A 25,973-nucleotide genomic window follows, 5' to 3' on the forward strand; every position below is an offset into this window, starting at 1 on the left:
GCGGGAAGGAGGTCAAGAGAATGTCAGACGATTTCGGCAGACCAAAGGATGAGGTGACAGCGGCCGAACTTGCCGCCTTCCACGTCGCCGTCTGGCGCGAAACCTACCGCGATCTCGCCCCTGCGGAGGCTTATGCGCAGCTCGATGAGGCGCGTCGGCTGCCGCAGTGGCAGGCGGCGCTCTCCGATCCCGCCCATCAGATCCGGGTGCTGCGCGAGGAGGGAGGGATCATTGGCCTTGCCCATACCGCCCCGGGGGCCGGTGAGATTATGACCGGCTTTGGCGAAATCCGGCACCTTTATCTGCGCCCCGATCGTCAGGGGCAGGGGCTGGGGCGCAAACTGCTGCAGGAGGCGCTTGCGGGGCTTCGCGCTGCGGGGCACAGGCGCGCGGCGCTGGCGGTGGTGGCAGGGAATGCAAAGGCCCGCGCCTTTTACCGCCACTGCGGCGGGCGTGAAGACCTGGCCTTCACCGATCCGGGGCCGCTCTGGCGGTCTGACAATCTTCGGGTGGTCTGGGATCTGACCTGAGCGCAATGAAAAACCCGCCTCAGGGGCGGGTTTTCAGGATCAGTTGCCCGAAGCCGGGGCCTGGCGGGCGCGTTCGGCCTCAATCTGACGCCATTTGGCGACATTGGCATTATGCTCTGCCAGGGTCTCGGCAAAGGCATGGCCGCCGGTGCCATCGGCCACGAAGAAGAGATATTTGCTCTCCGGCGGGTTCAGCGTGGCTTCAATGCTGGCGCGGCCGGGGTTGGCGATCGGGGTCGGCGGCAGGCCGTCGATGACATAGGTGTTCCAGGCCGTGCGCCCCTGAAGCTCAGAGCGGCGCAGGCCACGGCCCAGCACGCCCTGTCCCTTGGTGACGCCATAGATCACCGTCGGGTCGGTCTGCAGCTTCATGCCCTGACGCAGACGGTTCACAAAGACCGCAGCCACCTGACCACGCTCATCGGGAACGCCGGTCTCTTTCTCGACGATCGAGGCCATGATCAGCGCCTCGTTGATGTCTTTATAGGGCAGCCCCTCCTGGCGCGCGGCCCAGAGGTCGTTGAGAATGCGGGTCTGACGGCCCGCCATTTCCGCCACAAGGGCGGCGCGGTCCATGCCGCGGGTGATCTCATAGCTGTCGGGGGCGAGAGTGCCTTCCGCGGGACGGTCTTTGACCTCTCCCTTGAGCAGATCGACGTTTTTCAGCGCCTCGGTCACCTGCCAGACGGTGGTGCCTTCGGCCACAGTGACGCGGGCGCGAATACCGGTGTCCTCCAGCGCGGCTTTCAGCTCGGCCGGGACCTCAGAGGTGTCTTTGAGATCGCGTTTGACGACTTCGGTGAATTTCTGGGTCGCAGGATCGAGCTCGCGCAGCACCACATCCGCGGCATTGACGCCGATGCGGTAGTTCAGTTCAGAGCCGCAGCTCGACTGCCCGCCTTTGGTGATGACCCCGGCGATCTCCTGCATGCTGATCCCGGCAGGCAGCAGGTAAGAGCCTGCCTTCAGACCGGAATCAAGCTCTGCATAGCGCGAGCCGATGCGGAAGATCCGCGCATCAGACACCGCGCCCTGACGCTCCAGCTCAGCAGCGGAGGAGGCAAAGCTCGCTCCGCGCTCAACCCGGAAGCAGACCGCCTCTGTCAGCGGACCAGGCCCTTCATATTGCCGCTTGCCCCAGGCAATCAGGCCCGCGACGGCAATCAGCGCAACGATGAACAGGGTCAGCGCATTAGAGGCGATCGATTTCCACATCAGGCTTTGACTTTCCCGAGAACAAGGCTGGCATTGGTGCCACCAAAGCCGAAGCTGTTCGAGAGCGCCACATTGATCTCACGCTTCACGGCTTTGTTAGCGGCGAGATCGAGTTTCGGCGTCACGGCGGGGGTGTCGAGGTTGATGGTCGGCGGGGCCACCTGATCGCGGATCGCAAGCACGCAGAAGATCGCCTCAACCGCGCCCGCAGCCCCCAGAAGGTGACCGATCGAGGATTTGGTCGAGGACATGGTGGCCTTCGCCGCCGCATCACCCAGCAGACGCTCAACCGCGCCAAGCTCAATGGTGTCGGCCATGGTCGAGGTGCCGTGGGCGTTGATGTAATCCACATCCGCCGGCGCAATGCCTGCGCGTTTCAGCGCTGCCTGCATCGAGCGGAAGCCGCCGTCGCCGTCTTCGGAAGGTGCGGTGATGTGATAGGCGTCGCCCGACATGCCATAGCCCAGGACTTCGGCATAGATCTTCGCGCCGCGGGCTTTCGCGTGCTCATATTCTTCCAGCACGACTACGCCCGCACCTTCGCCCATGACGAAACCGTCACGGTCCGCATCATAGGGACGCGAGGCTTTGGTCGGATCATCGGCGCGTTTGGTCGAGAGCGCTTTGCAGGCGTTGAAACCCGCGATGCCGATTTCCGAGATCGGGCTTTCCGCACCACCGGCCAGCATGACATCCGCATCGCCGAAAGCGATCAGACGGGCGGCATCGCCGATGGCATGTGCGCCGGTCGAGCAGGCGGTCACAACCGCGTGGTTCGGACCCTTAAAGCCGAAGCGGATCGAGACCTGACCCGAGATCAGGTTGATCAGCGCGCCGGGGATGAAGAAAGGCGAGACGCGCTTGGGGCCGCGCTCTTTGATCAGAACGGCGGTTTCCGCGATCGAGGTCAGACCCCCGATGCCCGAGCCGATCATCACACCGGTGCGCTCTTTCTCTTCCTCGGTTTCCGGCTTCCAGCCCGAATCCTCGACAGCCTGCACAGCGGCAGCCATGCCGTAGAGGATGAAATCATCGACCTTGCGGCGCTCTTTCGGCTCCATCCAGTCGTCGGGATTGAAGGTGCCGTTGCTGCCATCGCCCATCGGGATTTCGCAGGCATATTGGGTGACGACATTGCCTGCATCAAAGCGCGTGATCGGACCTGCGCCCGATTGGCCCGCGAGCAGGCGCGACCAGGTTTCTTCCACACCGCAGGCCAGGGGCGTGACAAGACCCAGACCCGTAACGACGACACGACGCATCCGCATCTCCTTGTCAAAACCAGTTAAGGGCGATGAAATACACAGCCACGCCCGCCTTCGCAATATAAGCACGATTGCGCCGCTCTGAAGGAGCGCCTTTTCCCTGTGCACATCTGAGGCTGCGCCCGCGGTCTTCTGCCGTCCGGCGCGGCAGCGGGCGAATTGCGCTTGGCGGGGCAGGGGCTGCGGGCTAGGCTGCAGCTGCAGCAGGGGGAATATCATGCGCAGACTACCACTTGGCCGCAGCGGAATTATGGTCAGTGAATATTGCCTCGGGTCGATGACCTGGGGATCTCAGAACACCGAAGCCGAGGGCCATGCCCAGATGGATCTCGCCCGCGATATGGGCGTCAACTTCATCGACACGGCTGAGATGTATCCCACGAACCCGGTGCGGGCGGAAACCATCGGCCACACGGAAGAGATCATCGGCTCCTGGCTTTCCGCGCGCGGCAACCGTGCCGATGTGGTGCTGGCCACGAAAGTCTCGGGCGGCGGGCGTGACATCATTCGCGACGGCGAGATGATCTCGGGGCCCGTCCTGCGGCGCTGTGCAGAGGACTCGCTGCGCCGTCTGGGCACCGATTACATCGATCTCTATCAGCTGCACTGGCCCAACCGCGGCTCCTATCATTTCCGTCAGAACTGGGGCTTTGACCCGTCGCAGCAGCGCCGCGATGAGGTCATCCCCCATATGCAGGACGTACTGTCTGAGGCGGCAAAGCTGGTCGCAGAGGGCAAGATCCGCGCCTTCGGTCTGTCGAATGAAAGCGCCTGGGGCACCGCGCAGTGGCTGCGTCTGGCCGAGCTGAACGGCTGGCCGCGGGTTTCGGCCATTCAGAACGAATACTCGCTGCTCAACCGCCTCTTCGACACCGATATGGCAGAGCTTTGCCACCACGAAGACGTACCGCTGCTGGCCTATTCGCCGCTGGCGACCGGGATCCTCTCGGGCAAATATGCAGGCGATGTGACGCCGGACAACACCCGCCGCGTGGCGACGCCGGATCTGGGCGGACGCATCACCAAGCAGGTGTTCCCGGCCGTTGCCGCTTATCTGCGGGTGGCGGCTGATCACGGGCTTGATCCCTGCCAGATGGCGCTGGCTTTCTGCCGCTCGCGTCCGGTGCCGGTGATCCCGATCGTGGGGGCCACCACGCTGGCGCAGCTGAAAACCAACCTCGGCGCGGCTGACGTGGTGCTCTCGCCCGAAGTGATTGCCGAGATCGAGGCAGTGCGCCGCGATCACCCGCAGCCCTTCTGATGCGCGCGGCCCTCGCCCTTCTTGCCTGTCTCGCGCTCGCGGCCTGCCGCGAGGAGGCGCCGGCCCCCGTGCCGGTCTTTGCGCCGCCTGCCGAGGCTGAGGCGGCCTGCAGCCGGGCGGGGGGCGAGTTTCTGCGCGCAGGCGGTGGCCGGGCGCGGGCCTGCATCCACACAATGCCCGATGCCGGAAAGCAGTGCCGGGCCGCCGATGACTGTCAGGGCGACTGCCTGGCGCGCAGCGGCTCCTGCGCGCCGGTGTCTCCGCTCTACGGCTGCCATGAGATCGTGATGAGCAACGGGGCGAGGGCGATGCAATGCCGCGACTGAAACACCCCGGACTGTGGCTCGCGCTGCTCCTTGCAGGCTGCAGCGCGGCGCCGGTCGCGCAGAGGGTCGCTCTGCGCGACCCCGCGATCCCGATCTATTCCATGGCCGGGCTGAACCCCGCCCGCCTCCACGGCACCTGGACCGAGGCTGCCCATGTGGCTGCCCCCGGCGCGGCCTCCTGTGCGCCGGGGCGCCTCAGCATCCGCCCCGAAGGCGACCGGCTGCGGCTCAGTGGGCAGCTTTGCCGGGCGGGACGTGCCACGCCGGTGAACCGGGCCGCGCGTTACATCGGCAACGGACGGCTGCAGGTCGAAGGCGAGGCTGAGGCCTGGTGGGTGATCTGGGCCGATTACGACAACCGCTCGGTGATCCTTGCGACCCCCTCCGGCAGTTTCGCTTCGGTCCTTGACCGCGGCGTGATGCCGGCCGACCGGCGCAAAGCGGCCCGCGATATGCTGGCCTATAACGGCTACCGCGCCGATCTGCTGCGCTGAGCCGGGATCGCCCGTCCGGTGGAGTAGGCAGCGCGCGCCGCAGGCAGTAGCGACCCATCCTCAGGGACAGGCCGGTGACAGGCCGGTGACAGGCAGGGGGGGGCAGGCATGCGCGCGATTTTAACAGGACTGCTGATGGCTCTGGCCGGGGTGGCACAGGCCGCGCCGCAGATGGATACCCGGCTTTACGATCTCGGGCGCGATATCTGCGGGCAGATCGCCGATGGCGAGCTTCCGGTGCCCGGCACGGCTGAGCTGATCGAAAGGGTTGATGCCTTCGGCTGGGAACGCTCAGAGTTCTGCCACTGCGTGGGAGAAGAATTCGGCCTCAACCCGGCACAAAAGGCCCGGATGGCGGCGGAAGAAGGGGACGGCGCGGCGGAGGCTCTGGTTGAGATCATCCGCTCAAATATGCTTCTTTGCCAACCCGGCGGTCGGATCTACAGCGATCTGCATGTGACGAAGGATGACTACTGGCAATGCGGTCAGGTGCTGGACGGTGCCGCGCCGCTGCCGGGCTTTGACCTCCGGGCCACCCTGCGTGAGATGCGTGCCGCCGGGCGCGACCGTGAGGCGCTTTGCACCTGCGCTGCGGGCTGGCTGACGCTGGTCGATGATCTGATCGAAGTGAAGCCTCCCTCGGCTGAGGTCAGAATCCCCGCCTATGAGATGCAGCTGGCCACCGGCATCCGGGCCTGTATCTCAAACGCCCATTGATCGAAGCACGCCCGGACCCCACATAAACATCGCTTTTGTTGCCCCTTTGCGGGGCCAAAAGCCCGCAACACTTGCCCTTTCAGGGGGTGCGGTGTTAGAGGAAAATCTGGACCCTGAACAGGAAGAGACACGTGTATCCGACCAGCTTCGATAAGGAAGACCTTCTGAAATGCGCCCGCGGCGAGCTGTTTGGCCCCGGTAACGCGCAGCTTCCTGCGCCCCCGATGCTGATGATGGACCGCATCACTGAGGTCTCGGCTGACGGCGGTGAACATGGCAAAGGCCATATCAAAGCTGAATTCGACATTACCCCGGATCTGTGGTTCTTCGACTGCCACTTCCCCGGCAACCCGATCATGCCCGGCTGCCTCGGTCTCGACGGCCTGTGGCAGCTCACCGGCTTTAACCTTGGCTGGCGCGGCTGGCAGGGGCGGGGCTATGCGCTGGGCGTGGGCGAAGTGAAGCTGACCGGCATGGTGCGTCCTGACCGCAAACTGCTGACCTACCACGTGGATTTCACCAAAGCCGTGCAGACCCGCCGCCTGACCATGGGCGTTGCTGACGGTCGCGTTGAGGCGGATGGCGAAGTCATCTACCTGGTCAAAGACATGAAAGTCGCCCTTTCGGCTTCCTGATACTTCCTCCGGAAAGGAGATCCCCATGCGTCGCGTCGTCATCACCGGCATCGGCATCGTATCCCCCATCGGCAATAACGCCGCTGAAGTGACCGAGAGCCTGCGCCTGGGCCGTTCGGGCATCGTGGCCTCTGAAGACTATGCCGAACACGGCTTCCGCTCGCGCGTGCACGGCACGCCGAAGATCGTGCTGGAAGACCATATCGACAAACGCGACCTGCGCTTCATGGGCGACGGCGCGGCCTATAACTTCATCGCCATGGATCAGGCGGTGAAGGATTCGGGCCTCACCCCTGAGCAGGTCTCGAATGAACGCACCGGCATCATCGTAGGCTCCGGCGGTCCCTCGACCAAGTCGTTCTACAAAGCCCATAACATCGTGCGCGACAGCGGCTCGCCCAAGCGCATCGGGCCGTTCGGCGTGACCAAGGGCATGTCCTCGACCAACTCAGCCTGCCTTGCCACGCCCTTCAAGATCAAAGGCGTGAACTATTCGATCACCTCAGCCTGCTCGACTTCGGCGCATTGCATCGGCAATGGCACCGAGCTGATCCAGTTCGGCAAACAGGACATCGTTTTTGCCGGCGGCGGCGAGGAACTCGACTGGACGCTCTCGTGCCTTTTCGATGCCATGGGCGCCATGTCGTCGAAATATAATGACAGCCCCGAAACCGCCTCGCGCCCGTTTGACGCCACCCGTGACGGCTTCGTCATCGCCGGCGGCGGTGGTGTTGTGGTTCTGGAAGAACTCGAACACGCCCTCGCCCGTGGTGCGAAAATCTATGCCGAAGTGACCGGCTATGGCGCCACCTCGGACGGCGCGGATATGGTGGCCCCCTCGGGCGAAGGCGGCGAACGCTCAATGCGTCAGGCGCTCTCGACCCTGCCGGAAGGCCGTAAGGTCAGCTATATCAACGCCCATGGCACCTCGACCCCCGCAGGCGATGTGACCGAAGTCAAAGCGATCCGCCGCGTCTTCGGTGAAGGCAATGTGCCGCCGATCTCCTCGACCAAATCGCTGACCGGCCACTCGCTCGGCGCAACCGGTGTGCATGAGGCGATCTATTCGATCCTGATGATGGAAAACAATTTCATCGCAGCCTCGGCCAATGTCACCGAGCTTGATCCCGAGATCAAACCGGAAGAGATCGCCACCACCCGCGTCGACAATGTCGATTTCGATTCGATCCTGTCGAACAGCTTCGGCTTCGGCGGCACCAATGCGACCCTGGTGCTCAGCAAATACCGCGGCTGATCAAGCTCCGGCCTGAACAGAAAAGCCCCCTGTGCCGATCGCGCAGGGGGCTTTTCTTTGGTTTTTTCAAAATACTCCCGGGAGGGGTCAGGGGAGGGCAGGCAGCCCTCCCCTGCGCTTTCAGTGCAGCTTCTTCTCGCCCCGCACCAGATCCGGCGGCGTGACCGAGAGCCGCCCGTCAATGGTCAGCCCCTCAGCCGTGGCCGAGACCGGCACCACCGCCCCGTCCAGCACCTGGCCCGAGAGCAGCAGCTCCGCCAGCGGATCCTGCACATGACGCTGGATCACCCGCTTCAGCGGCCTTGCGCCAAAGACCGGATCATAGCCGGCATCGGCCAGCCAGGCCTGACCGGCCGCATCGACCTCCAGGGTGATCTTGCGCGCATCAAGCCGCTTTTGCAGGCGACGCAGCTGGATCTCAACGATGCCGTCCATATTCTCCCGGGTCAGCCGGTCGAAGATGATCGTCTCATCAAGACGGTTCAGGAACTCTGGGCGGAAATGCGCCCGCACCGCTTCCATCACTTCCGAACGTGCCAGACGGCTGTCGGACCCTTCCGGAAGCTGGCTCAGCGCCTGGCTGCCAAGGTTTGAGGTCAGGATGATCAGCGTCTGCTTGAAGTCCACCGTGCGGCCCTGACCATCGGTCAGCTGCCCGTCATCCAGCACCTGCAACAGCACGTTGAAGACATCCGGATGGGCCTTCTCCACCTCATCAAACAGCACCACCTGATAGGGACGGCGCCGCACGGCCTCGGTCAGAACCCCGCCCTCATCATAGCCGACATAGCCGGGGGGCGCGCCGATCAGCCGGGCCACGGAATGTTTCTCCATGAATTCCGACATATCGATCCGCACCATGGCCTGATCGTCGTCAAAGAGGTATTCCGCCACCGCCTTGGTCAGCTCGGTTTTCCCCACGCCGGTCGGCCCCAGGAAGAGGAACGATCCCAGCGGGCGGTTTTCGTCATTCAACCCCGCCCGCGCCCGGCGCACGGCGTTGGACACGGCCACAACCGCCTCGCGCTGACCGATGACCCGGCGGCCGAGTTCTTCTTCCATCTTCAGCAGCTTCTCGCGCTCACCCTCCAGCATCTTGGAGGTCGGGATCCCCGTCCAGCGCTCGATCACTTCCGCGATCTGCTCGGGCCGCACGGCGTCAGAGACCAGCTTGGCACTCTCCAGCCCTTCGGCCTCACCGATCTGACGCTCAAGCTCCGGGATCCGGCCATATTGCAACTCACCGGCTTTGGCGAAATTGCCGTCACGCTTGGCGATATCCAGCTCGGCGCGGGCCTTCTCCAGCTTCTCTTTCAGATCGCGCGCGCCTTCCAGTCGGTCCCGCTCGGCCTGCCACTGCGCGGTCAGCTCGCTTGAGCGTTCCTGCAGTTCGGCAAGCTCTTTCTCCAGCCGCTCCAGCCGGTCTTTCGAGGCCGCATCATCCTCGCGCTTCAGCGCCTCTGACTCAATGGTCAGCTGCAGGATCTGACGATCCAGTGCATCGAGCTCTTCGGGCTTGCTGTCCACTTCCATCCGCAGCCGCGAGGCCGCCTCATCGACAAGGTCGATGGCCTTATCGGGCAGGAACCGGTCGGTAATATAGCGGTGCGACAGCGTCGCCGCCGCCACCAGCGCCGAATCGGCGATGCGGACCCCGTGGTGCAGCTCATATTTCTCTTTGATCCCGCGCAGGATCGAGATGGTGTCCTCCACCGTCGGCTCCGAGACCATCACCGGCTGGAAGCGCCGTGCCAGGGCCGCGTCTTTTTCCACATGCTTGCGGTATTCATCCAGCGTCGTGGCCCCCACGCAGTGGAGTTCCCCCCGCGCCAGCGCAGGTTTCAAAAGGTTCGCCGCGTCCATCGCCCCATCGGCCTTACCGGCCCCGACCAGGGTGTGCATCTCGTCGATAAAGAGGATGATCTCACCGGCCGCTCCGGTCACCTCCGACAGGATCGACTTCAGACGCTCTTCGAACTCACCGCGGTATTTCGCGCCTGCAATCAGCGCGCCCATATCGAGCGCCAGCAGCCGCTTGTTGCGCAAAGATTCCGGCACGTCGCCATTGACGATGCGCAGAGCCAGACCTTCCGCGATGGCGGTCTTACCCACCCCCGGCTCGCCGATCAGAACGGGGTTGTTCTTGGTGCGCCGCGACAGCACCTGCATGGTGCGGCGGATTTCCTCATCACGCCCGATGATCGGGTCGATCTTCCCCTCAGCCGCAGCTTCCGTCAGATCGCGGGCATATTTCTTCAACGCCTCATAGCCTTCTTCGGCCGAAGCACTGTCGGCCGTCCGGCCCTTGCGGATGTCATTGATCGCAATGTTGAGCTTCTGCGCCGTCACAGCCCCCGCATCCAGCGCCTCTTTGGCGCGTGAGGGCACCATGGCCAGCGCCATCAGAATGCGCTCGACAGGCACGAAGCTGTCACCGGCTTTCTTCGCCAGATCCTCAGCCTCAGTCAGCACCCGCACGAGGGTCTGATCGGTATAGACCTCCCCATTGCCGCCCGAAACTTTCGGCAGACGTGAGACCGTCAGATCCACGCTTTCCGCCACCCGCTCAGGCGCACCACCCGCACGGCGGATCAGGTTTGAGGACAGCCCCTGGTCATCATCCATCAGGGCTTTCAGAAGATGCTCCGGCACCAGTCGCTGGTGACCCTCGCGCATCGCAATCGTCTGGGCCGCCTGCAGAAAGCCGCGCGACCGTTCCGTGAACTTTTCCAGGTTCATCGGGTTCTCCTTCTGTGAAGCACCGCTCCGGCCCGCCCGGGTCCCCGGCACGGGCCCTGCGGCCTTGCCTTAAGATTTGGGAGCGCCCCTGGAAAATGCAACACCCCGATGCGCCTGAGGTTGCATGATTTTTTCGGCTCCCCTCAGCCCCGCTCCTTCGGGCGGATCAGCGCCGGGGGCCGCAGAGCCTCCGCCGCTTTAAACAGGCTGAAGGTCTGATTGACGTAGTTCACCACCCCCGACATCGCCTCCATCCAGGCCAGCAACTCAGGGCTGCGTTCGGTTTCCACCAGCTGCACCGGGCGGTCCGGGCCATCCCCTTCAAACTGCACGTAAAAGAGCGGGTCACCGCGCCTGAGCACCAGATCTTTCGAGGTGTCATGCCACTCCATCGCCCACATCAGCGGCCGCACCCAGGCATGGATCGGAAAGCGCCCGCCAAAGATCGTGCCGGGCAGAGGCTGGGGGCGGTAATGGGCAAAGCTGTCAAGCTGGGTGATATAACAGACCTCTTCGGCCACAAAACAATAGGGCAGCATCAGCTGCACCGTGGGCCGGTCGGGGTAGCGCCACTCCGCCTCACTGACCAGGGCGAGAACCTGGCTCAGCTTATTGCTGCGGATCCCCGCCCCCGCGCCGGCGCGGTTGATCAGATGCGCCTGCCCCTTCTCATCGCGGCCAAAGCCGATGTGCAGATCATAGGGGCAGCGGATCAGGAAATAGCGGCTCTCCAGCTGGATCACGCCGGGGCAGCGCGCCGCCGATTTCGCATGGGTCCGGTTGGTCTGGCGAAAGCTCACCCGCTCGGGCGGGTCAAAAAGCACCGCGCCCTTGTCGGAATTCAGAAACCACCCCACCCGCAGCGGACCACTGCCGGGGCTGCCCTCAGGGCGCGTGAGGTTGATGGTAATCTCCATGGGTCCGTCTCCCGCTGCTCCCCCGCCCACCGCCATGCTGGCGCAGAGGGCAGCAGGGCGTCAATCGCTCTCGGCGGTCAGCGTCAGCGCCGCCGGAACCGTGACCTTCAGATCCTCCACCGTGAGCGCATAGGTCGGCCGCGCCAGCCGGTTGCGCACCACCCAGTAAAGCCGGTTCTCGGCGCGGGTAATCGCCACATAGGCCAGCCGCTTCCAGAGCGGCAATCCCGCCTCTGACCGCCCGGCCCGCGCCGCGGCCCAAAGATCCGGCGCAAAGACCTGCACTTCGGGCCATTGTGAGCCTTGCGCCTTATGGATCGTCACCGCCGCCCCATGCAGAAAGGTCGCCCCCATCCGGGCGGCGGCCGGGATGAAGGGCTCTTCCTCATCGGGCTTTTCGATCTTGATGATGGAGGCCGCCGAGACCTGCGGATCATCTGCGCCAAAGACATGCAGCCGCGCAAAGCCGTCCTTTTTGCCCGGCCCCAGATAGATGACCTGAGCGCCCTTGATCAGCCCCCGCGCCTCCAGATCGATCCGCTTTTTGCGATGCTTCAGCGGCAATTCAATCCCGTCACAGATCAAAGGCTCGCCGGTCAGCAGCTCCGTCTCCGGCGCACCATGGGCAGCGCGGAAGGCATTGATCAGCCGGATCCGCGTGGCATTGCGCCAGACCAGCACCGGAGAGCGCGCCATCAGATCGGCATCCACCCGCTCGGCCATGACCACCCGGTCATCGCGCCGCGCGGCCTCACCGACCATCTGCTCAAAATCTTCAAAACTCAGCCCCGGATCAGCGAGGGCATGGGCCAGATCGAGAATCGGGCTGTCAGTCTGCTGGCGGTGGATCCGCTCCAGATGCACCCGGCGTTCTTTCGGCAGACGATCAAAGACCATCTCCCCCGACAGCCCCACCGGGGCCAGCTGCGCCGGATCGCCAAAGAGCACCAGGGTCGGGAAAATCTCTTTTAAGTCCTCAAACTGCCGCTCATCCAGCATCGAGCTTTCATCGATAAAGCCGATGTCCAAAGGCTCTTCGCGCCGCTTCCAGCCCTGAATGAAATCCGACCCCCGCAGACCGGCCGCGGCCAATGCGCCGGGGATCGACTTCACATTCTCAAAAAAGGCCTTCGCCCGCTCCAGCGCCTGCTCGGTCAGCTCTTCCATGACCGGCTTCTCACCGGTCCCGGCAAGCCAGTCCGCCAGCTTTTCATATTCCGGCGCATAGATCGGCGTATAAAGAATGCGGTGAATGGTCGTCGCCGGCACCCCCCGCGTCCGCAGCACCGAGGCCGCCTTATTCGTCGGCGCCAGAACGGCCAGCGTGCGCCGCTCGCGCCGCTTTTTGCCCTCATAATCGCCCGAAACAATTTCCAGCCCGGCTTCGGTCAGCTCTTTGACCAGCTGCGACAGCAGCATGGTCTTGCCCGACCCCGCCTTGCCGGTCACCGCCAGAACGCCGCCCCCCACACCATCAGGGGCATCCAGAATGCCATCCGCGGCATTGACCCCGGCCTTCAGCAAAAGCGCCTGAACGCGGTCAAAGGCCTCAGCCTGGTCGTCGGAAAAAACAATGCTCGGAGTGCTGTTCATGGGCGCGACCATAGCGGCAGCCGCACCCAAAGGAAATCCGCCGCCCCCTTCGACTTTGGCTTTTTCAAAATACTCCGGGGGGCCGGGGGCAGCGCCCCCGGGGTCGCGACAAAGCCTGACCTCAGATACAGCGCCCGCCGTCCACTTCCATAGCCACACCCGTCACCATCGAGGCCTCATCAGAGCAAAGATAAAGCGCCGCATTGGCCAGATCCTCAGGAGTTGAGAACCTCCCCAGCGGAATGGTTGAAAGAAACTTCGCCCGCATCTCCGGCGTGTCTTCGCCCATAAAACTTGCCAGCAGCGGCGTCTCGCCCGCCACCGGATTAAGCGCATTGACCCGCACGCCAAAGGGCGCCAGTTCCACCGCCATGGCCCGCGTCGCCGTAATCACGAAACCTTTCGAGGCATTATACCAGCTCAGCTTCGGGCGCGGGCTGACCCCGGCTGTTGAGGCGATGTTCAAAATCGCCCCCGAGCGCCGCGCCTTCATCCCGCCTGCAAAGGCTTTTGCCATCAGATAGATCGATTTGGCATTCACCCCGATCACCCGGTCAAAATCCGCCTCAGAGATCTCCTCCATAAAAGCGGGCAGATGGGTGACACCGGCGTTATTGACCAGAATATCGGGTGCGCCGCCGAATTCGGCCTGCGCCGCCTCGGCCAGCGCCGCAACAGAGGAACCATCGGCGACATTGCAGGCCACGGCCAGACCGCCGATCTCCGCTGCCACAGCCTCAGCCCCCGCGAGGTTGATATCGGCCACGATGACCCGCGCGCCTTCCTGCGCGAAACGCCGCGCGATCCCCGCGCCAAAGCCAGAGCCCGCGCCGGTCACGATCGCCGTTTTTCCCTGAAGCCGCATCCCGTTCCTCCCGTCAGCTGTCGCCGAACTAGGCCACGGATCGCGCAGCTTCGCAAGCCGCGCTCACTCCTCGCCGCCAAAGCGCTGGCGCAGATCGCGCAGCACCGGCAGGGCTGCGCGGACGCGGTCCTCCCCAAGGGCGGTTACCGTTCCCGACAGCAGGGGCACAATGGCCTGAAGCGCCGTATCCCGGGCGGCCCGGCCGGCAGGGCTGATGCCCACGAATTTGCGCCGCGCATCATCCCAGTCGGGGCGGATATGCACATGGCCCGCCCATTCCAGCCGCGCCAGCGTATTGGTCATTGCCCCGCGGGTGACGTGAAAGGCCCGCGCCAGCTGGGCAGGCGTGCGTTCTTCGCCCGCCCGCGCCAGCAGGTTCAGAACCGAGAAATGCGACAGCTCCATCCCTTTGGGCAGGGCGCGGCTTAACTCAGCCCGTGCAAGCTGGTCGGCCATGAAAAGCTCGCTGAAGAGAGCGACGGCCAGATCGCCGGTGCGGTCGTTCATGGGTCAGGGGCCCGAAAACGGGCGGTCATGGCTGAGCGAGGGCACGCGGTGACGCGCAGTCTTCACCGCATCAAGGCTGATGTCGGCAAAGATGACGCCGGGCCCGGTGCCTGCATCTGCGACCACTTCGCCCCAGGGCGCGATGATCATCGAATGGCCAAAGGTGCGCCGTCCGGGGCCGTCAGGCTGCGGGTGATGCCCGGTCTGTGCCGGAGCCAGCACCCAGGCGCCGTTCTCAATGGCGCGGGCGCGCAGCAGCACTTCCCAATGCGCCGCACCGGTGATGTGGTTAAAGGCTGCCGGGATCGCCAGGATCTGCGCACCCTTCTGCGCAAGGGCCCGAAACAGATGCGGGAACCGCAGATCATAGCAGACCGACATGCCCAGCATCCCGAAGGGGGTCTCCGCCACCACCGCCTGCGCACCGGGGCGATAGGCGGCGGATTCGCGAAAGACCTCGGTTTCCGAGACATTCACGTCAAACATATGGATCTTGTCGTAGCGCGCCTTAATCTCTCCGTCCGGCCCGATCAGGAAGGAGCGGTTGGCAAAGCGGCCATCCGCATCCTCTGTCCTGAGCCCGATCGAGCCGATCAGCAGCCAGATCCCGGCCTTCGCCGCTTCTTCACGAAGCGCTTTCAGCGTCAGGTCATCCTCTTCACGGGCGATGACCTTTTGCTGCCAGTCGCGCCGCGCGCTCATCAGATGGGTGCATTCGGGGGTCAGCACGAATTCCGCGCCCCCCGCCACAGCCTCGCGGATCAGCGCAAGGGTGGGACCAAGATTCTCTGCCGGATCTTCCCCGACATTGAGCTGAACGACGGCGACGCGCATCAGATCAGTCCTTCAGCAGCGGATCGAGTTTTCCGGCCGCATCCAGCGCATGGATGTCATCCGAGCCGCCGACATGGCGGTCATTGATGAAGATCTGCGGCACGGTGCGGCCGCCATTGGCGCGGATGGTCATCTTTTCGCGCATCGCAGGATCGGCGCTGACATCGATCTCTGTGAAAGCGACGCCCTTTGCGGTCAGCAGCCGTTTGGCGCGCTGGCAATAGGGGCAGGTGGGGGTGGTGTAAATTTCAACGATGCTCATCAGAGGCTCCCTGAACGCCTTAGCCTCTGACTATAGGCGGATGCGGGGCAGGCACAACCACCGCAACCGCCCTGAGCCCATTCAATCCCAAAGGCGCAGAGAGGGGCGGAAATGTGGCGCAGTTGTGAAAAGCGCAGAGTTTTCCTGCAAAGACTGTTTCCCTCAACAGGCCGCAGCACTGCCGCAGAGGGCAGAAATAAACATGAATAGTTTATGCATCTTTTGCGCGTCCCTGCGCCTTTGCTTCGCCATTTTTGTGCAGATTGCGGCCCGATCGCGGCGGAAAATTCCCTGGTGTCACCTCTGGCTGACCCCATTCTGGCCCCAATCTGCCGGAAATCTGGAGCCTGGCCCACGGTTGTGCCGAAGGGGAGTGTGATGGACCGACTGACCGAGATGGAAGCCTTTGCCACCGTGGTGGACCAGGGGGGATTCACCGATGCTGCGCGGAAGATGGGCATTTCTAAATCGGCGGTCTCCAAGCATGTCTCCGCTCTGGAGGCGCGCCTGGGGGCGCGGCTTTTAAACCGCACCACGCGCAGGGTCTCTCCGACCGAGATCGGGCTGGCCTATTATGACCGCGCCCGGCGGGTTCTGAATGACGCGGGCGAGGCCGATGCGCTGGTCACCTCAATGCAAAGCGCGCCTTCGGGGCTTTTGCGTATCTCTGTGGCGACGGATTTCGGGGTCAATCACATCTCTCCGGTTCTGAGCGATTTTCTGACCGAATATCCCGATATCACCGTCAATATGGTCCTCAACACCCGCTATGTGGAGCTGATCTCCGAAGGCTTCGATATGGCGATCCGTATCGGAGAGCAGGAAGACAGCAGTCTGCGCGCCCGCAGGCTCTGCGAAACCTCGCAAAGGATGATCGCTTCGCCGGGCTATCTGCAGAAATTCGGCCGTCCTCAGCGGCTGGAGGATCTGAACGAGCATAAGCTTTTGCATTACTCCAGCCAGGCGGCGGGCAATGTCTGGAAGATCACCACCGCCTCGGGCGAAAAGCGCCAGATCCGCTCGAACGGCTGGCTGACGGTGAACGACGGGCAGTCGCTGCTCAATGCGGCGATCTCGGGTCTGGGCATCGCGCTGCTGCCGTCGTTCCTTTACGCCGATGCCCTGCGTCAGGGTCTGGTTGAGGATGTGATGCCCGCCCTGCCGGGCGAGACGCTCGGAATTTATGCAGTCTATCCGCCTGGTCGCTTCACGCAGCCCAAAGTTCGGGCATTCATTGATTTCCTGGTGCAGACCTATGCGGAAAAGGGCCCGGACTCCTGGTGATCTGTCAGGCTGAGGGCAGGGCCGGACAACGGCCGGTGTCAAAGTGCGAAAACTTTAACGGGTCGGGGTCGTGACCGGACGGGTCACAATGGCTTCGACCCGTCTGTTCCTGGCGCGGCCCTCGGCGGTGTCATTGGGGGCAAGGGGCGTTACATCCCCCTCACCCTTCGCCTTGAGGCGGCTTTCAGCCACGCCAAAATCGCGGATCATCAGCTGACGCAGGCTCTCAGCCCGGCGGCCGGACAGAGTGAGGTTGCTGGCCGGATTGCCGGTCGTGTCAGAATGGCCGACCAGCGTGATCTCACCCTCAGGACGGGCGGTGAGCCAGTCCGCCAGTTCCTGCAGGGCGGCACGGTCAAAGCCCTCCACCTCCGCGCCGCCGGAGGCAAAGCTGAGGCCGGGAAGCACCACTCGCGCGCTTGCATCAAGCGCGGCCCCGATCCCGCCGGTTTCAACGGGCAGGACAGGTGGTTCCGCCGGGATGGGCAGGCCTGGCGGCTCTGCGGCGGGCTGCACTTCGATGGTCTGGGCAAAGCCCGCCTGCGCCCCTTCTGAGCGGCTGACCAGCAGGCTCAGAACAGAGGCCTCAGCCCCTCGGCCGCGTCTGGCGGCGAGATAGCGGAAATCGGCCAGATCGACATGCATATCCGGCTCTGGCAGCACCCGGGTGGAATAGCGGAAGTCAAAGCCGCCACAGCCCCGGCCATCGCATTCATAGATCAGCGACCAGCCTTCGGCCTGCAGCTTTTCCCGCAGAGGGGCGAAGAGATCGAGCGTGGATTTTCCCGTGCCTGACCAGCGCCAGGCGGTCTGGATCACCTGGCCCTCGCTGTGGCGTGTCAGCATTGTGCCCCCGTCCCAGGGACCGATCGGCAGGGAATAGCTGCCCGAAGGTTCAATATGCTGGCTCACCCGCTCCGCACCGGCGGGGACAAGGGTTCCTGCCGCCTGAGCTAGGGCGGGGAGCAGGCAGAGGCCTGCGGTCAGGGCACTTCGCAAAACAAAGATAAGACTCATTACTCTGCAGTGATTCCGTTTGCACAGATGTCAGACCCTGCCGAAGCGTCACAGGCCCCGGTAATGATACTCTCCCACAACCGGCATTTTCAGGGAAGTATAGAGCGCGCCAGCCCCGGCATTGGCCTGAGTGACGGCCACAGCGAGCCAGTCTGCGCCATTATCCTGTGCCCAGTTTGCCGCGCCACACATCATATAGTGGGCGGAACGGCGCCGACGCATATTCGGCAGCACCACAAGCGCATGCAGCATGGCAATTGCGCCATGGGTGGCCACGAAGGCCGCACCGGAGGCACGATCGGCATCATTGCCGTCCCGCCCGATGAGAGCGGTTTTTTTGCCCTCCGCACGCTCCATCACGGCAACGCGCTCCGGCCCGATATGATCACCCGCCCAGATCTCGCGGGTCAGCGCCAGTGGCGGCCAGTGCATGATCGAGCGCAGATAGGGCGCGGGTTCAAACTGCGTGACCGGGGCTGCGCGCAGATGGGTGGCATCATTTTTGCCATAGCCGCGAGCGGCCAGCCGGGCATCCAGCGCCTCCTGGCCGGGGCGGATCTGAAAGAGCGGGTTTTGCCCGAGACTGCGGTGAAACTCTTCGGCCTCAGCAATCTCTGCATCGCTGACATCGGCCACGGCGGTGGTCGCCGCCGAGACCCTTTGCCCGCCGCCTGCGCCTTCGCGGATGCGCCAGGGGCCAAGGGCATGCACCGCTTTTCCGGGCCAGGTGGCATCCAGCGCGTCAAACCAGTCCTGAAGCTGCGGGGTGCTCATGCAGTCTCCCCGAAAAGTGCGGTCAGCTTTTTCATCGCCGCTTCAAGCTGCACCGGATCGGTGCCGCGGATCACAAGGCTGGTGCCATAAGCGCCATTGCGCTGGAAGGGATAGCTGCCAAGCGACAGCTCGGGATATTCCGCCGCCAGTGCCGCAAAGCCTTCGGCGATTTCGCCTTCACCGCGCAGTACCGACAGGCTCTGGCTCAGGAGGGGGGCACCGCCGGTCAGCTTGGGCAGAACGCTTGCGACCATGGCCTGAAAGACATTCGGCACACCGGCCATGACATGGACATTGCCGATGGTGAAGCCGGGCGCCACCGAGACGGGATTGTCGATCAGCGCGGCCCCTTCGGGAATGCGGGCCATGCGCAGCCTTGCGGCGTTCAGCTCCTGGCCCGAGCGCTGGTAATGCGCGGCGAGCAGCGCGCGGGCATCCTCGCGCACATCGATGCTGACGCCAAAGGCCCTCGCCACGGCATCGGCGGTGATGTCGTCATGGGTCGGCCCGATGCCGCCCGAGGTGAAGACATGATCCCAGCGGTCGCGCAAAGCATTCAGCGCCGCCACGATGTCTGCTTCTTCATCCGCGACCATGCGGATTTCCATCAGCCGGATGCCATGGCGGGTCAGTTCGCCCGCCAGATGATGGCTGTTGGAATCCCGGGTACGGCCCGACAGAATTTCATCACCGATCACCAGCATTGCTGCAGTGGGATTCGTCATCTCAGGCCCTCCTTGCCAGAACACCCCTTCGGGTATAGGGGCGGATTATGCAGTTTCCCAGACCCCTTACAGAAGCGCGTCTGCTTCGCCGGTATAAACGCTTTCTGGCCGATGTGGTTCTGCCGGATGGCGCGGAAGTCACCATTCACTGCCCCAACCCCGGCGCCATGACCGGGCTGGCTGAGCCGGGGATGCGGGTGTGGATCGCCCCCTCCAGGCCCGGCAGCAAACTCGCCTGGGGCTGGAAGCTGGCAGAACTGCCACAGGGCGGCATGGCCGTCATCGACACCTCGCTTGCCAATGGCGTGGTGGCAGAGGCGCTGGGCGCCGGGCTGATTACCGGCCTGCCCGCCTTCAGCGGCTTTCGGCCTGAGGTGCGGATGGATGCAGACAGCCGGATCGATTTTTGCCTGACCACCGCAGAGGGGCCGTTCTGGCTTGAGGTGAAATCCGTCACTCTGGCGCGGCAGGCGGGGCTTGCGGAATTTCCCGACAGCCGCACCGCGCGGGGCGCAAAGCATCTGGAGGGGCTGAGGGCCGCGCGGCTGCGGGGCGAAGGGGCGGCGATGCTTTACCTGTTGTCGCGCAGTGCGTGTGACCGCATCACCATCGCGGGGGATATCGATCCCGCCTATGCCCGCGCCTTCGCAGAGGCCCGCGCCGCAGGGGTGCAGATGCTGGGGCTGGCCTGTGACATCTCTCCCGAAGGGGTCACAGCCCGCCGCATGGTGCCGGTGATCTGACGCATCCCGGCCGTTTCTGTGCCGCGCGAAAGGGCCTCGCGGCGGATGACCTCCGCGTCAGCGGGCCGTGCATGGCCCGTCACCCGGCCCGCCGTGCCGCTTTCCCTGCGTCCGGAGGGGCTGAGGGGTCAGATTGTGAGTTGACGCCGCCGTGAGCGAGGCACAGCTTCGCGGCAGAGTTCCCCAGGATTGCTGCCATGCGACACGCCACTGCTTCGCCCTCGCTTCTCTCTCCGGTGCTGATCGCCGGAAGCCTGATCCTGATGATCGGCTTTTCCATCCGGGCGTCTTTCGGCGTGTTTCAGATCCCGATCGCCAATGAGTTCGGCTGGGCCAGGGCAGAGTTCTCGCTGGCCATTGCGCTGCAGAACCTGGCCTGGGGCTTTGGTCAGCCGATCTTCGGCACCATCTCCGAGCGGCTCGGCAACCGCGCGGCGGTGCTGCTGGGCGGTGCGCTTTATGCGCTGGGCCTGGTGTTAAGCGCCTTTGCCATCACGCCCGGGCAGCATCAGCTGCTTGAGATTATCGTGGGCTTTGGTGTGGCAGGCACGGGCTTTGGGGTGATCCTTGGTGTTGTGGGGCGTGCCACGCCCGAGAAACACCGCTCCATGGCCATGGGGATTGCCACCGCCGCAGGCTCGGCCGGACAGGTCTTTGGTGCCCCGGTGGCAGAGATCATGCTGGGCTATCTTGCCTGGCAGAGCGTCTTTCTGATTTTCGCGGGCGTGATCCTTCTGGCGATGTTCGCGGTGCCTCTCCTGAACGCCCCCGATGCGGAAGGCCCCTCTGAGCCGGCAGAGCCGCTGGGCAGGGTTCTCTCCCGCGCGTTGAAAGACCCGAGCTATATCCTGATTTTCGTGGGCTTTTTCTCCTGCGGCTATCAGCTGGCCTTCATCACCGCGCATTTCCCGGCCATGGTGACCGAGATGTGCGGCGCGATTGCGCCCAACGGGATGCTCGCGGCGCTCGGGATCACCACCACCTCCGTTCTGGGGGCGGTCTCCATCTCGGTCATCGGGCTTGCCAATATTGCCGGGACGATCACCGCAGGCTGGCTTGGCGCGCGCTACAGCCGCAAAAACCTGCTGGCGGGGATCTATGTGCTGCGCACCCTGGCGGCGGCGGCCTTTATCCTCATGCCGATCACCCCGGTAACGGTGCTGCTGTTCTCGGTTGTCATGGGGGCGCTGTGGCTGGCCACCGTGCCGCTGACGGCAGGGCTCGTCGCGCATATCTGGGGCATGCGCTATATGGCAACGCTTTATGGCATCGTGTTCCTGAGCCATCAGATCGGCGGCTTTATGGGCGTCTGGCTGGGCGGGAAGATGTATGACCTGACGGGCGATTACACCCTGGTGTGGTGGATCGGCATCGGGGTCGGGGCTTTCTCAGCCATCGTCCACCTGCCGGTGCGCGAGAACCGCGCCCCGGCCGCAGTGGCCGCCGCCTGATCTATCTGAGCCGGTGCACATGGGCGCTTTGCACAAGCCCGAAGCCCATGAGCACCACCAGCATGGCCGAGCCGCCATAGGAGACCAGCGGCAGGGGTTTGCCCACCACCGGGGCAATCCCCATCACCATGGCCAGATTGACCGCGAAATAGAAGAAGAAGGCCGCTGAAATGCCGATCACCACGAGAGAGGCAAAGCGGTCTTTCGCCTGAATGGCGGTCCAGATGCAGAAAATGATGACCAGCGCATAAAGCACCAGCAGCGAGACGCCGCCGACAAAGCCGAATTCTTCTGCCAGAATGTTGAAGATGAAGTCGGTGTGCTTTTCAGGCAGGAAGTTCAGCCGGCTCTGGGTGCCTTCCATAAAGCCCTTACCCGCCCATCCGCCTGAGCCGATGGCGATCTTGGCCTGATTGATGTGATAGCCCGCGCCGAGAGGGTCAGCAGAGGGATCGAGGAAGGTATCAATGCGGCGATACTGGTAATCCTGCAAAAACTGCCAGGGCGTGCCGCGGGCGATGAAGACCGAGGAGACCGCCCCGCCGATCATCGCCAGAACGGCCGCGAAATAGGCCCAGTGAACGCCTGCCACCAGCATGATCGCCGCCCCGCCGCCCAGAAGCATCAGCGAGGTGCCAAGGTCCGGCTGACGCAGCACCAGGCTCACCGGCAGCAGGATGATCAGCACCGGGACCAGCACCCAAAGCGGGCGCGAGACCTTTTTCGGATCGAGCCAGTCGTAATAGGCCGCCAGCATCATCGCCAGCGCGATCTTCATCAGCTCTGAGGGCTGCAGACGCAGCGGACCGATCTCAATCCAGCGCTGCGCGCCCATGCCGACGGTGCCGAATAACTCCACCCCCACAAGCAGCAGGAAGGTGCCGCCATAGGCCAGCCCCGCCATATTGCGCCAGAACCAGATCGGGACCAGCCCCATAAGGATCATCGCGATCAGACCGATGATCAGACGCTCCATCTGCGGCTCGGCCCAGGTGGAGAAGTCGCCCCCCGCCACCGAATAAAGCATCAGCACCCCGATTGAACCGATGGACCCGAGCAGCAGGGCCAGCGCCCAGTTCATATGGAGAAACTTGCGCAGGCCGGTGGGGGCGCGTTTGACGGAGTAATCGAGATAGCTCATCAACTGACCCCTCAGGCGCGGGTCGGGCGGCTGCCCGAGAAGGTTTCCGGTGCCCGCAGCGGCAGGCTCTGCTGATGCGATTCGATCCGGCCGCGCTGGTTTTTCGGATAGGCGCTCAGGGGCGGCATGCCGCCGTTGAGCGCAAAGAGCAGAATATCGCGGGCGATGGGCGCGGCCACGCCGCCGCCGCCGCCATGCTCCAGCACCACCGAACAGGCGTAGCGCGGGTTGTCTGAGGGCGCATAGGCCACAAAGAGCCCGTGATCGCGCCGGTTCCAGGGCAGCTGGTCGTTGCGGATCACCCCCCGCGCGCGTTCAGCGGCCGAGATGTTGCGCACCTGTGCGGTGCCGGATTTACCCGCGATCAGCATGGCCTTGTCTTCAGAGCGTGAGGACCAGCCGGTGCCGGTGCGCTGATTGAGCACCGCCCACATGCCGCGCTGCACATTGCGCAGATGATCCGGCGTCAGCCCCAGCGGAGGGGCCTCGGCCACCGGCTGCTCAACGCCGCCGATGGAATGCACCATGCGGGGCTCAACCGCGCGCCCGGTGGCCAGGCGGGCCGTCATCACCGCCAGTTGCAGCGGCGTCGACAGCACATAGCCCTGACCGATCGAGGCGTTGATCGTATCGCCGATGCGCCAGTCCTGGCCGCGCTTTTCCTGCTTCCAGGCGCGGTTGGGGTTCAGCCCTTCCGAGATCGCCGACATCGGCAGATCATGGCGCACGCCCAACCCCAGACGCTCCGCCATAGCGGCGATGGCGTCGATGCCAACTCTTTGGGAAATATCATAATAATAGACGTCGCAGCTTTCCGCGAGACCCTTGGTCAGATCGCAGGAGCCATGGCCCGCCCGCTTCCAGCAGTGGAACCGCCGCCCGCCGGCCTCATAATGGCCGGGGCAGTAGACGGTGGTATTGGCGGTGATCACCCCGGCCTCAAGCGCCGCAAGCGCCGTGACCATTTTGAAGGTCGAGCCGGGCGGATAGGCGCCCTGGACGGATTTATTCGACAAAGGCCGGTGGTCATTGTCCATCAGCCGCCGGAAATCCGGGTTCGAGATGCCGCGCACAAAGAGGTTCGGGTCAAAGGAGGGCGCAGAGGTCAGCGCCACCAGATCGCCATTGCGCACATCCATCAGAACGGCGCTGCCGCTGTGCTCTTCAAGACGGATGCGGGCGTAGTTCTGGATCTGCGCATCCAGCGTCAGAACGATATCCGCGCCCTCAACCCCCTCACGGCGGTCCAGCTCGCGCATCACGCGGCCGGCAGCATTGACCTCAATCCGGCGCGAGCCTGCTTTTCCGCGCAGCTCATCCTCAAGACGCCGCTCCACGCCGATCTTGCCGATCTGGAACTTCGGGATCTGCAAAACCGGGTCCGGGCTTTCCAGCTGTGCCAGATCGTTTTCCGAAACCGGCCCCACATAGCCCACCGAATGAGCGAAATCCTCATCCAGCGGATAGGTGCGCGACAGACCCACTTCGGGTGTGACGCCGGGCAGGGCGGGGGCATTGACCGAGATCCAGCTCAGCTGCTCCCAGGTCAGACGCTCGGCCACGATATGAGGCACGAAGGCCGAGCGGCGGCGCGTCTCGCGGATGGTTTTCTGGATGTCGTCTTCGCTGAGCGGGATGCCCTCTGAAAGACGGCGCAGCACGGCTTCCACATCCCCCGCTCCCTCGCGGGTGATGGTGACGCGGTAGTTCTGCTCATTGCCGGCGATCAGCACGCCTTTTCGGTCAAAGATCAGCCCGCGCGCAGGGGGGATCAGCCGGATGGAGATGCGGTTTTCCTCGGCCAGCAGTTTGAACTGCTCTGCCTGATCGACCTGCAGATAGCGCAGACGCGCGCCAAGAACGGCGATGAATGCGGCCTGACAGCCGCCCAGGAACAGCGCCCGGCGGGTAACCTTGCGGGCGGCTTCGTCGTTTTCGCGGGCGCGGCGTTTCACAGCGGCCTCCCCAGACTGTCGCGCTCGCCCGTGGCGGGCTTGGTCAGCCCGGCCAGGTGGCGCAGAACAAAGATGATCACCGGATAGGCCGCAGCGGTGAAGATGAATTCGACCAGCGTCAGCCCCAGTCCCGGTTGCGGCAGCATGGTGAGCGCCATGACCACGCGGTTCAGAAGGAACATCCCCAGCATGGCCACCGCCACCAGCATCCACTCTGAGAGCCAGGACAACTCACGCATGAAGGCGGCACGGCGGCGCAGAAACTCGGTGCCCATCACCACCACCGCGGCCCAAAGGCCGGGGGGGCGCATGAGGAACATATCCTCCAGCAGCACCACCAGCGCGATCAGCAGCACCGGCAGATGATAGGGCCGCCGGAGGACCCAGGCACAGCTGAGGCAGAGCAGAAGATCAGGCCCCGGCAGTTTGCCGGGCTCTGAGCTGAGCGGCAGCAGGCGCAGCGACAGCAGAAGGGCAAAGACCGCCACAAAGATCGCCCGCCAGAGCCAGACGCTGTTGCGGGCTGCTTCAGCCATCCGCAGGCTCCGGGGTATTGGGTCCGGTCTGAGGCTCAGGCAGCGTGCCGGGGGGCGGCGAGATCAGATCACCGGGATCGGCGATCTCTTCATGCTCATGGCTGCGCAGCACCCGCAGAAACTCCAGCCGCAGATAATCCGCAGCCGGTGCGACCCGCAGCCTGCGGTCAGAGCCCTGCACCACCTGACCCACCAGAAGCCCCGCCGGGAAAAGCCCGCCGTCGCCGGAGGTGACCACCCGGTCGCCGGGGCGCACGAGGTCTGATTTTTCCAGAAAATCCAGCGGCGGCAGAGAAGAGTTATCCCCCGCCAGAATGGCCCGCTGACCTGAGGGCTGCACCGTCACCGGCACCCGGCTCGACGCATCGGTCAGCAGCATGACCCGGCTGACCGTGCGCCCGACGCCTGAGATGCGGCCCACCACACCCAGACCATCCATCGTGGCCCAGCCGTCGCGAATGCCGTCGCGGCTGCCGACGTTCAGAAGCACCGACTGCCGGAAGGGGCTGCCGCTGTCAGCGATGACCACGCCGGTCACATGGGTCAGCTTCGGGTCCAGCCGCACCTGATTGAGGTCCAGAAGCTTGGCGTTCTTCTGCTCAAGCTGCAAAGCGGCCTCGCGCCAGGCCTTCATCTGCTGCAACTCGCGGCGCAGTTCCTGGTTTTGCTGATAGATGCGGCTGTAGGACTGAAAACCCTCAATCAGGCCGCTGCCCCAGGCGACCGGCGCCATGGCCCATTCCATCGAGGGCGCAAAGCGGTCGATCAGCGCCATGCGAAACCGCTCAACCCGCGGGCTGTCGATGCGCCAGAGCAGAAAGACCCCGAGCAGCAAAAGAACCAGCCCGGCCACAAAGATGCGCCGGACGGGTCTGGTATAGGCTTGCGGATCACGGTCGCGTGCCAAAGCGGCCTCTTGTTCAGGTCAGGCC

At 64.2% G+C, this 25,973-nt stretch carries 26 protein-coding genes; 10 read left to right on the forward strand and 16 right to left on the reverse strand.

Annotated elements, in window-relative coordinates:
* Positions 1–20: 20 nt before the first annotated feature.
* Entirely contained in the window at positions 21–530 is a 510-nt protein-coding gene (locus EP867_RS12795) for a GNAT family N-acetyltransferase (RefSeq protein WP_164888859.1), read from the forward strand.
* Between the two features lie 39 nt (positions 531–569).
* Here EP867_RS12795 and mltG read toward each other — a convergent pair whose 3' ends face one another.
* Both mltG and fabF read right to left on the reverse strand, forming a co-directional pair.
* Positions 570–1,745, reverse strand: coding sequence for an endolytic transglycosylase MltG (mltG, locus tag EP867_RS12800; RefSeq protein WP_128489839.1), 1,176 nt, complete (start codon positions 1,743–1,745; stop codon positions 570–572).
* Positions 1,745–3,007, reverse strand: coding sequence for a beta-ketoacyl-ACP synthase II (gene fabF, locus EP867_RS12805; RefSeq protein ID WP_128489841.1), 1,263 nt, complete (start codon positions 3,005–3,007; stop codon positions 1,745–1,747). The genes mltG and fabF overlap by 1 nt, the downstream gene beginning before the upstream one ends.
* A gap of 220 nt (positions 3,008–3,227) precedes the next feature.
* On the opposite strand from fabF, the gene EP867_RS12810 reads away from it, so the two are divergent.
* From EP867_RS12810 to fabB, 6 genes are all read left to right on the forward strand, one after another.
* Positions 3,228–4,271 carry an aldo/keto reductase gene (locus EP867_RS12810; RefSeq protein WP_128489843.1) on the forward strand — a complete coding sequence of 348 codons (1,044 nt, stop codon included), beginning with the start codon at positions 3,228–3,230 and terminating at the stop codon, positions 4,269–4,271.
* Positions 4,271–4,597, forward strand: coding sequence for a hypothetical protein (locus EP867_RS12815; RefSeq protein ID WP_128489845.1), 327 nt, complete (start codon positions 4,271–4,273; stop codon positions 4,595–4,597). The genes EP867_RS12810 and EP867_RS12815 overlap by 1 nt, the downstream gene beginning before the upstream one ends.
* Positions 4,585–5,091, forward strand: a complete 507-nt coding sequence (locus EP867_RS12820; RefSeq protein WP_128489847.1) for a lipocalin — start codon at positions 4,585–4,587, stop codon at positions 5,089–5,091. The genes EP867_RS12815 and EP867_RS12820 overlap by 13 nt, the downstream gene beginning before the upstream one ends.
* A 108-nt stretch (positions 5,092–5,199) precedes the next feature.
* On the forward strand, positions 5,200–5,808 hold the full coding sequence (locus tag EP867_RS12825) for a hypothetical protein (RefSeq protein WP_128489849.1): 609 nt from the start codon (positions 5,200–5,202) through the stop codon (positions 5,806–5,808).
* Positions 5,809–5,939: 131 nt separating this feature from the next.
* Positions 5,940–6,443, forward strand: a complete 504-nt coding sequence (gene fabA / locus EP867_RS12830; RefSeq protein ID WP_128489851.1) for a bifunctional 3-hydroxydecanoyl-ACP dehydratase/trans-2-decenoyl-ACP isomerase — start codon at positions 5,940–5,942, stop codon at positions 6,441–6,443.
* A 25-nt stretch (positions 6,444–6,468) separates the two neighbouring features.
* A complete protein-coding gene (fabB, locus tag EP867_RS12835) occupies positions 6,469–7,698 on the forward strand; it encodes a beta-ketoacyl-ACP synthase I (protein ID WP_128489853.1) in 1,230 nt (409 codons plus the stop codon).
* A gap of 120 nt (positions 7,699–7,818) precedes the next feature.
* On the opposite strand, the gene clpB is transcribed toward fabB, so the two are convergent.
* The 7 genes from clpB to grxC all read right to left on the reverse strand — a co-directional run bounded on the left by clpB (position 7,819) and on the right by grxC (position 15,415).
* The gene (gene clpB, locus EP867_RS12840) at positions 7,819–10,437 is read right to left on the reverse strand and encodes an ATP-dependent chaperone ClpB (protein ID WP_128489855.1); all 2,619 of its coding nucleotides are present in this window, start codon (positions 10,435–10,437) and stop codon (positions 7,819–7,821) included.
* Between the two features lie 143 nt (positions 10,438–10,580).
* Positions 10,581–11,354 carry a hypothetical protein gene (locus EP867_RS12845; protein ID WP_128489857.1) on the reverse strand — a complete coding sequence of 258 codons (774 nt, stop codon included), beginning with the start codon at positions 11,352–11,354 and terminating at the stop codon, positions 10,581–10,583.
* A 60-nt stretch (positions 11,355–11,414) separates the two neighbouring features.
* The gene (locus tag EP867_RS12850; protein WP_128489922.1) at positions 11,415–12,959 is read right to left on the reverse strand and encodes an ATP-dependent DNA helicase; all 1,545 of its coding nucleotides are present in this window, start codon (positions 12,957–12,959) and stop codon (positions 11,415–11,417) included.
* A gap of 109 nt (positions 12,960–13,068) precedes the next feature.
* Complete coding sequence (locus EP867_RS12855) at positions 13,069–13,812, reverse strand: glucose 1-dehydrogenase (protein ID WP_128489859.1); 744 nt, start codon at positions 13,810–13,812, stop codon at positions 13,069–13,071.
* A gap of 63 nt (positions 13,813–13,875) precedes the next feature.
* Positions 13,876–14,319, reverse strand: coding sequence for a MarR family winged helix-turn-helix transcriptional regulator (locus EP867_RS12860; RefSeq protein ID WP_128489861.1), 444 nt, complete (start codon positions 14,317–14,319; stop codon positions 13,876–13,878).
* 3 nt (positions 14,320–14,322) lie between these two features.
* The gene (locus EP867_RS12865) at positions 14,323–15,153 is read right to left on the reverse strand and encodes a carbon-nitrogen hydrolase family protein (protein ID WP_128489863.1); all 831 of its coding nucleotides are present in this window, start codon (positions 15,151–15,153) and stop codon (positions 14,323–14,325) included.
* A gap of 4 nt (positions 15,154–15,157) precedes the next feature.
* Positions 15,158–15,415 carry a glutaredoxin 3 gene (grxC, locus tag EP867_RS12870; protein WP_128489865.1) on the reverse strand — a complete coding sequence of 86 codons (258 nt, stop codon included), beginning with the start codon at positions 15,413–15,415 and terminating at the stop codon, positions 15,158–15,160.
* 378 nt (positions 15,416–15,793) lie between these two features.
* Between grxC and EP867_RS12875 the strand changes: the two genes are divergently transcribed.
* Positions 15,794–16,699: a LysR family transcriptional regulator gene (locus tag EP867_RS12875; RefSeq protein ID WP_128489867.1), complete on the forward strand. Its 906-nt coding sequence runs from the start codon at positions 15,794–15,796 to the stop codon at positions 16,697–16,699.
* A gap of 54 nt (positions 16,700–16,753) precedes the next feature.
* On the opposite strand, the gene EP867_RS12880 is transcribed toward EP867_RS12875, so the two are convergent.
* The 3 genes from EP867_RS12880 to EP867_RS12890 form a co-directional block, all read right to left on the reverse strand.
* On the reverse strand, positions 16,754–17,611 hold the full coding sequence (locus EP867_RS12880; protein WP_164888860.1) for an OmpA family protein: 858 nt from the start codon (positions 17,609–17,611) through the stop codon (positions 16,754–16,756).
* A gap of 153 nt (positions 17,612–17,764) precedes the next feature.
* A complete protein-coding gene (locus EP867_RS12885) occupies positions 17,765–18,490 on the reverse strand; it encodes an N-acetyltransferase (protein WP_128489871.1) in 726 nt (241 codons plus the stop codon).
* Positions 18,487–19,215: a competence/damage-inducible protein A gene (locus EP867_RS12890; RefSeq protein WP_128489873.1), complete on the reverse strand. Its 729-nt coding sequence runs from the start codon at positions 19,213–19,215 to the stop codon at positions 18,487–18,489. Before EP867_RS12890 ends, EP867_RS12885 begins: the two co-directional genes overlap by 4 nt.
* A 47-nt stretch (positions 19,216–19,262) precedes the next feature.
* On the opposite strand from EP867_RS12890, the gene sfsA reads away from it, so the two are divergent.
* The gene (gene sfsA, locus EP867_RS12895) at positions 19,263–19,958 is read left to right on the forward strand and encodes a DNA/RNA nuclease SfsA (RefSeq protein ID WP_128489875.1); all 696 of its coding nucleotides are present in this window, start codon (positions 19,263–19,265) and stop codon (positions 19,956–19,958) included.
* A gap of 197 nt (positions 19,959–20,155) precedes the next feature.
* A complete protein-coding gene (locus EP867_RS12900) occupies positions 20,156–21,409 on the forward strand; it encodes an MFS transporter (RefSeq protein WP_128489877.1) in 1,254 nt (417 codons plus the stop codon).
* A 1-nt stretch (position 21,410) separates the two neighbouring features.
* Here the strand turns inward: EP867_RS12900 and rodA are convergent, their stop codons facing one another.
* Genes rodA through mreC form a run of 4 tightly spaced genes read right to left on the reverse strand, consistent with a single transcriptional unit; the run spans position 21,411 to position 25,948 of the window.
* Positions 21,411–22,550 carry a rod shape-determining protein RodA gene (gene rodA / locus EP867_RS12905; protein ID WP_128489879.1) on the reverse strand — a complete coding sequence of 380 codons (1,140 nt, stop codon included), beginning with the start codon at positions 22,548–22,550 and terminating at the stop codon, positions 21,411–21,413.
* Positions 22,551–22,561: 11 nt separating this feature from the next.
* Complete coding sequence (gene mrdA / locus EP867_RS12910) at positions 22,562–24,505, reverse strand: penicillin-binding protein 2 (protein WP_128489881.1); 1,944 nt, start codon at positions 24,503–24,505, stop codon at positions 22,562–22,564.
* On the reverse strand, positions 24,502–25,041 hold the full coding sequence (locus EP867_RS12915; protein WP_128489883.1) for a rod shape-determining protein MreD: 540 nt from the start codon (positions 25,039–25,041) through the stop codon (positions 24,502–24,504). The genes mrdA and EP867_RS12915 overlap by 4 nt, the downstream gene beginning before the upstream one ends.
* A complete protein-coding gene (mreC, locus tag EP867_RS12920; protein ID WP_128489885.1) occupies positions 25,034–25,948 on the reverse strand; it encodes a rod shape-determining protein MreC in 915 nt (304 codons plus the stop codon). Before mreC ends, EP867_RS12915 begins: the two co-directional genes overlap by 8 nt.
* Positions 25,949–25,973: the final 25 nt, after the last annotated feature.

This window comes from Falsigemmobacter intermedius, assembly GCF_004054105.1.
Taxonomy (GTDB): Bacteria; Pseudomonadota; Alphaproteobacteria; order Rhodobacterales; family Rhodobacteraceae; genus Wagnerdoeblera; species Wagnerdoeblera intermedia.

Coding starts and splice junctions, on each gene's coding strand:
- EP867_RS12795 (WP_164888859.1), top strand. CDS start 21: ATGTCAGACGATTTCGGCAGACCAAAGGATGAGGTGACAGCGGCCGAA.
- mltG (WP_128489839.1), bottom strand. CDS start 1,745: ATGTGGAAATCGATCGCCTCTAATGCGCTGACCCTGTTCATCGTTGCG.
- fabF (WP_128489841.1), bottom strand. CDS start 3,007: ATGCGTCGTGTCGTCGTTACGGGTCTGGGTCTTGTCACGCCCCTGGCC.
- EP867_RS12810 (WP_128489843.1), top strand. CDS start 3,228: ATGCGCAGACTACCACTTGGCCGCAGCGGAATTATGGTCAGTGAATAT.
- EP867_RS12815 (WP_128489845.1), top strand. CDS start 4,271: ATGCGCGCGGCCCTCGCCCTTCTTGCCTGTCTCGCGCTCGCGGCCTGC.
- EP867_RS12820 (WP_128489847.1), top strand. CDS start 4,585: ATGCCGCGACTGAAACACCCCGGACTGTGGCTCGCGCTGCTCCTTGCA.
- EP867_RS12825 (WP_128489849.1), top strand. CDS start 5,200: ATGCGCGCGATTTTAACAGGACTGCTGATGGCTCTGGCCGGGGTGGCA.
- fabB (WP_128489853.1), top strand. CDS start 6,469: ATGCGTCGCGTCGTCATCACCGGCATCGGCATCGTATCCCCCATCGGC.
- clpB (WP_128489855.1), bottom strand. CDS start 10,437: ATGAACCTGGAAAAGTTCACGGAACGGTCGCGCGGCTTTCTGCAGGCG.
- EP867_RS12845 (WP_128489857.1), bottom strand. CDS start 11,354: ATGGAGATTACCATCAACCTCACGCGCCCTGAGGGCAGCCCCGGCAGT.
- EP867_RS12850 (WP_128489922.1), bottom strand. CDS start 12,959: ATGGTCGCGCCCATGAACAGCACTCCGAGCATTGTTTTTTCCGACGAC.
- EP867_RS12855 (WP_128489859.1), bottom strand. CDS start 13,812: ATGCGGCTTCAGGGAAAAACGGCGATCGTGACCGGCGCGGGCTCTGGC.
- EP867_RS12860 (WP_128489861.1), bottom strand. CDS start 14,319: ATGAACGACCGCACCGGCGATCTGGCCGTCGCTCTCTTCAGCGAGCTT.
- EP867_RS12865 (WP_128489863.1), bottom strand. CDS start 15,153: ATGCGCGTCGCCGTCGTTCAGCTCAATGTCGGGGAAGATCCGGCAGAG.
- grxC (WP_128489865.1), bottom strand. CDS start 15,415: ATGAGCATCGTTGAAATTTACACCACCCCCACCTGCCCCTATTGCCAG.
- EP867_RS12875 (WP_128489867.1), top strand. CDS start 15,794: ATGGACCGACTGACCGAGATGGAAGCCTTTGCCACCGTGGTGGACCAG.
- EP867_RS12885 (WP_128489871.1), bottom strand. CDS start 18,490: ATGAGCACCCCGCAGCTTCAGGACTGGTTTGACGCGCTGGATGCCACC.
- EP867_RS12890 (WP_128489873.1), bottom strand. CDS start 19,215: ATGACGAATCCCACTGCAGCAATGCTGGTGATCGGTGATGAAATTCTG.
- sfsA (WP_128489875.1), top strand. CDS start 19,263: ATGCAGTTTCCCAGACCCCTTACAGAAGCGCGTCTGCTTCGCCGGTAT.
- EP867_RS12900 (WP_128489877.1), top strand. CDS start 20,156: ATGCGACACGCCACTGCTTCGCCCTCGCTTCTCTCTCCGGTGCTGATC.
- rodA (WP_128489879.1), bottom strand. CDS start 22,550: ATGAGCTATCTCGATTACTCCGTCAAACGCGCCCCCACCGGCCTGCGC.
- EP867_RS12915 (WP_128489883.1), bottom strand. CDS start 25,041: ATGGCTGAAGCAGCCCGCAACAGCGTCTGGCTCTGGCGGGCGATCTTT.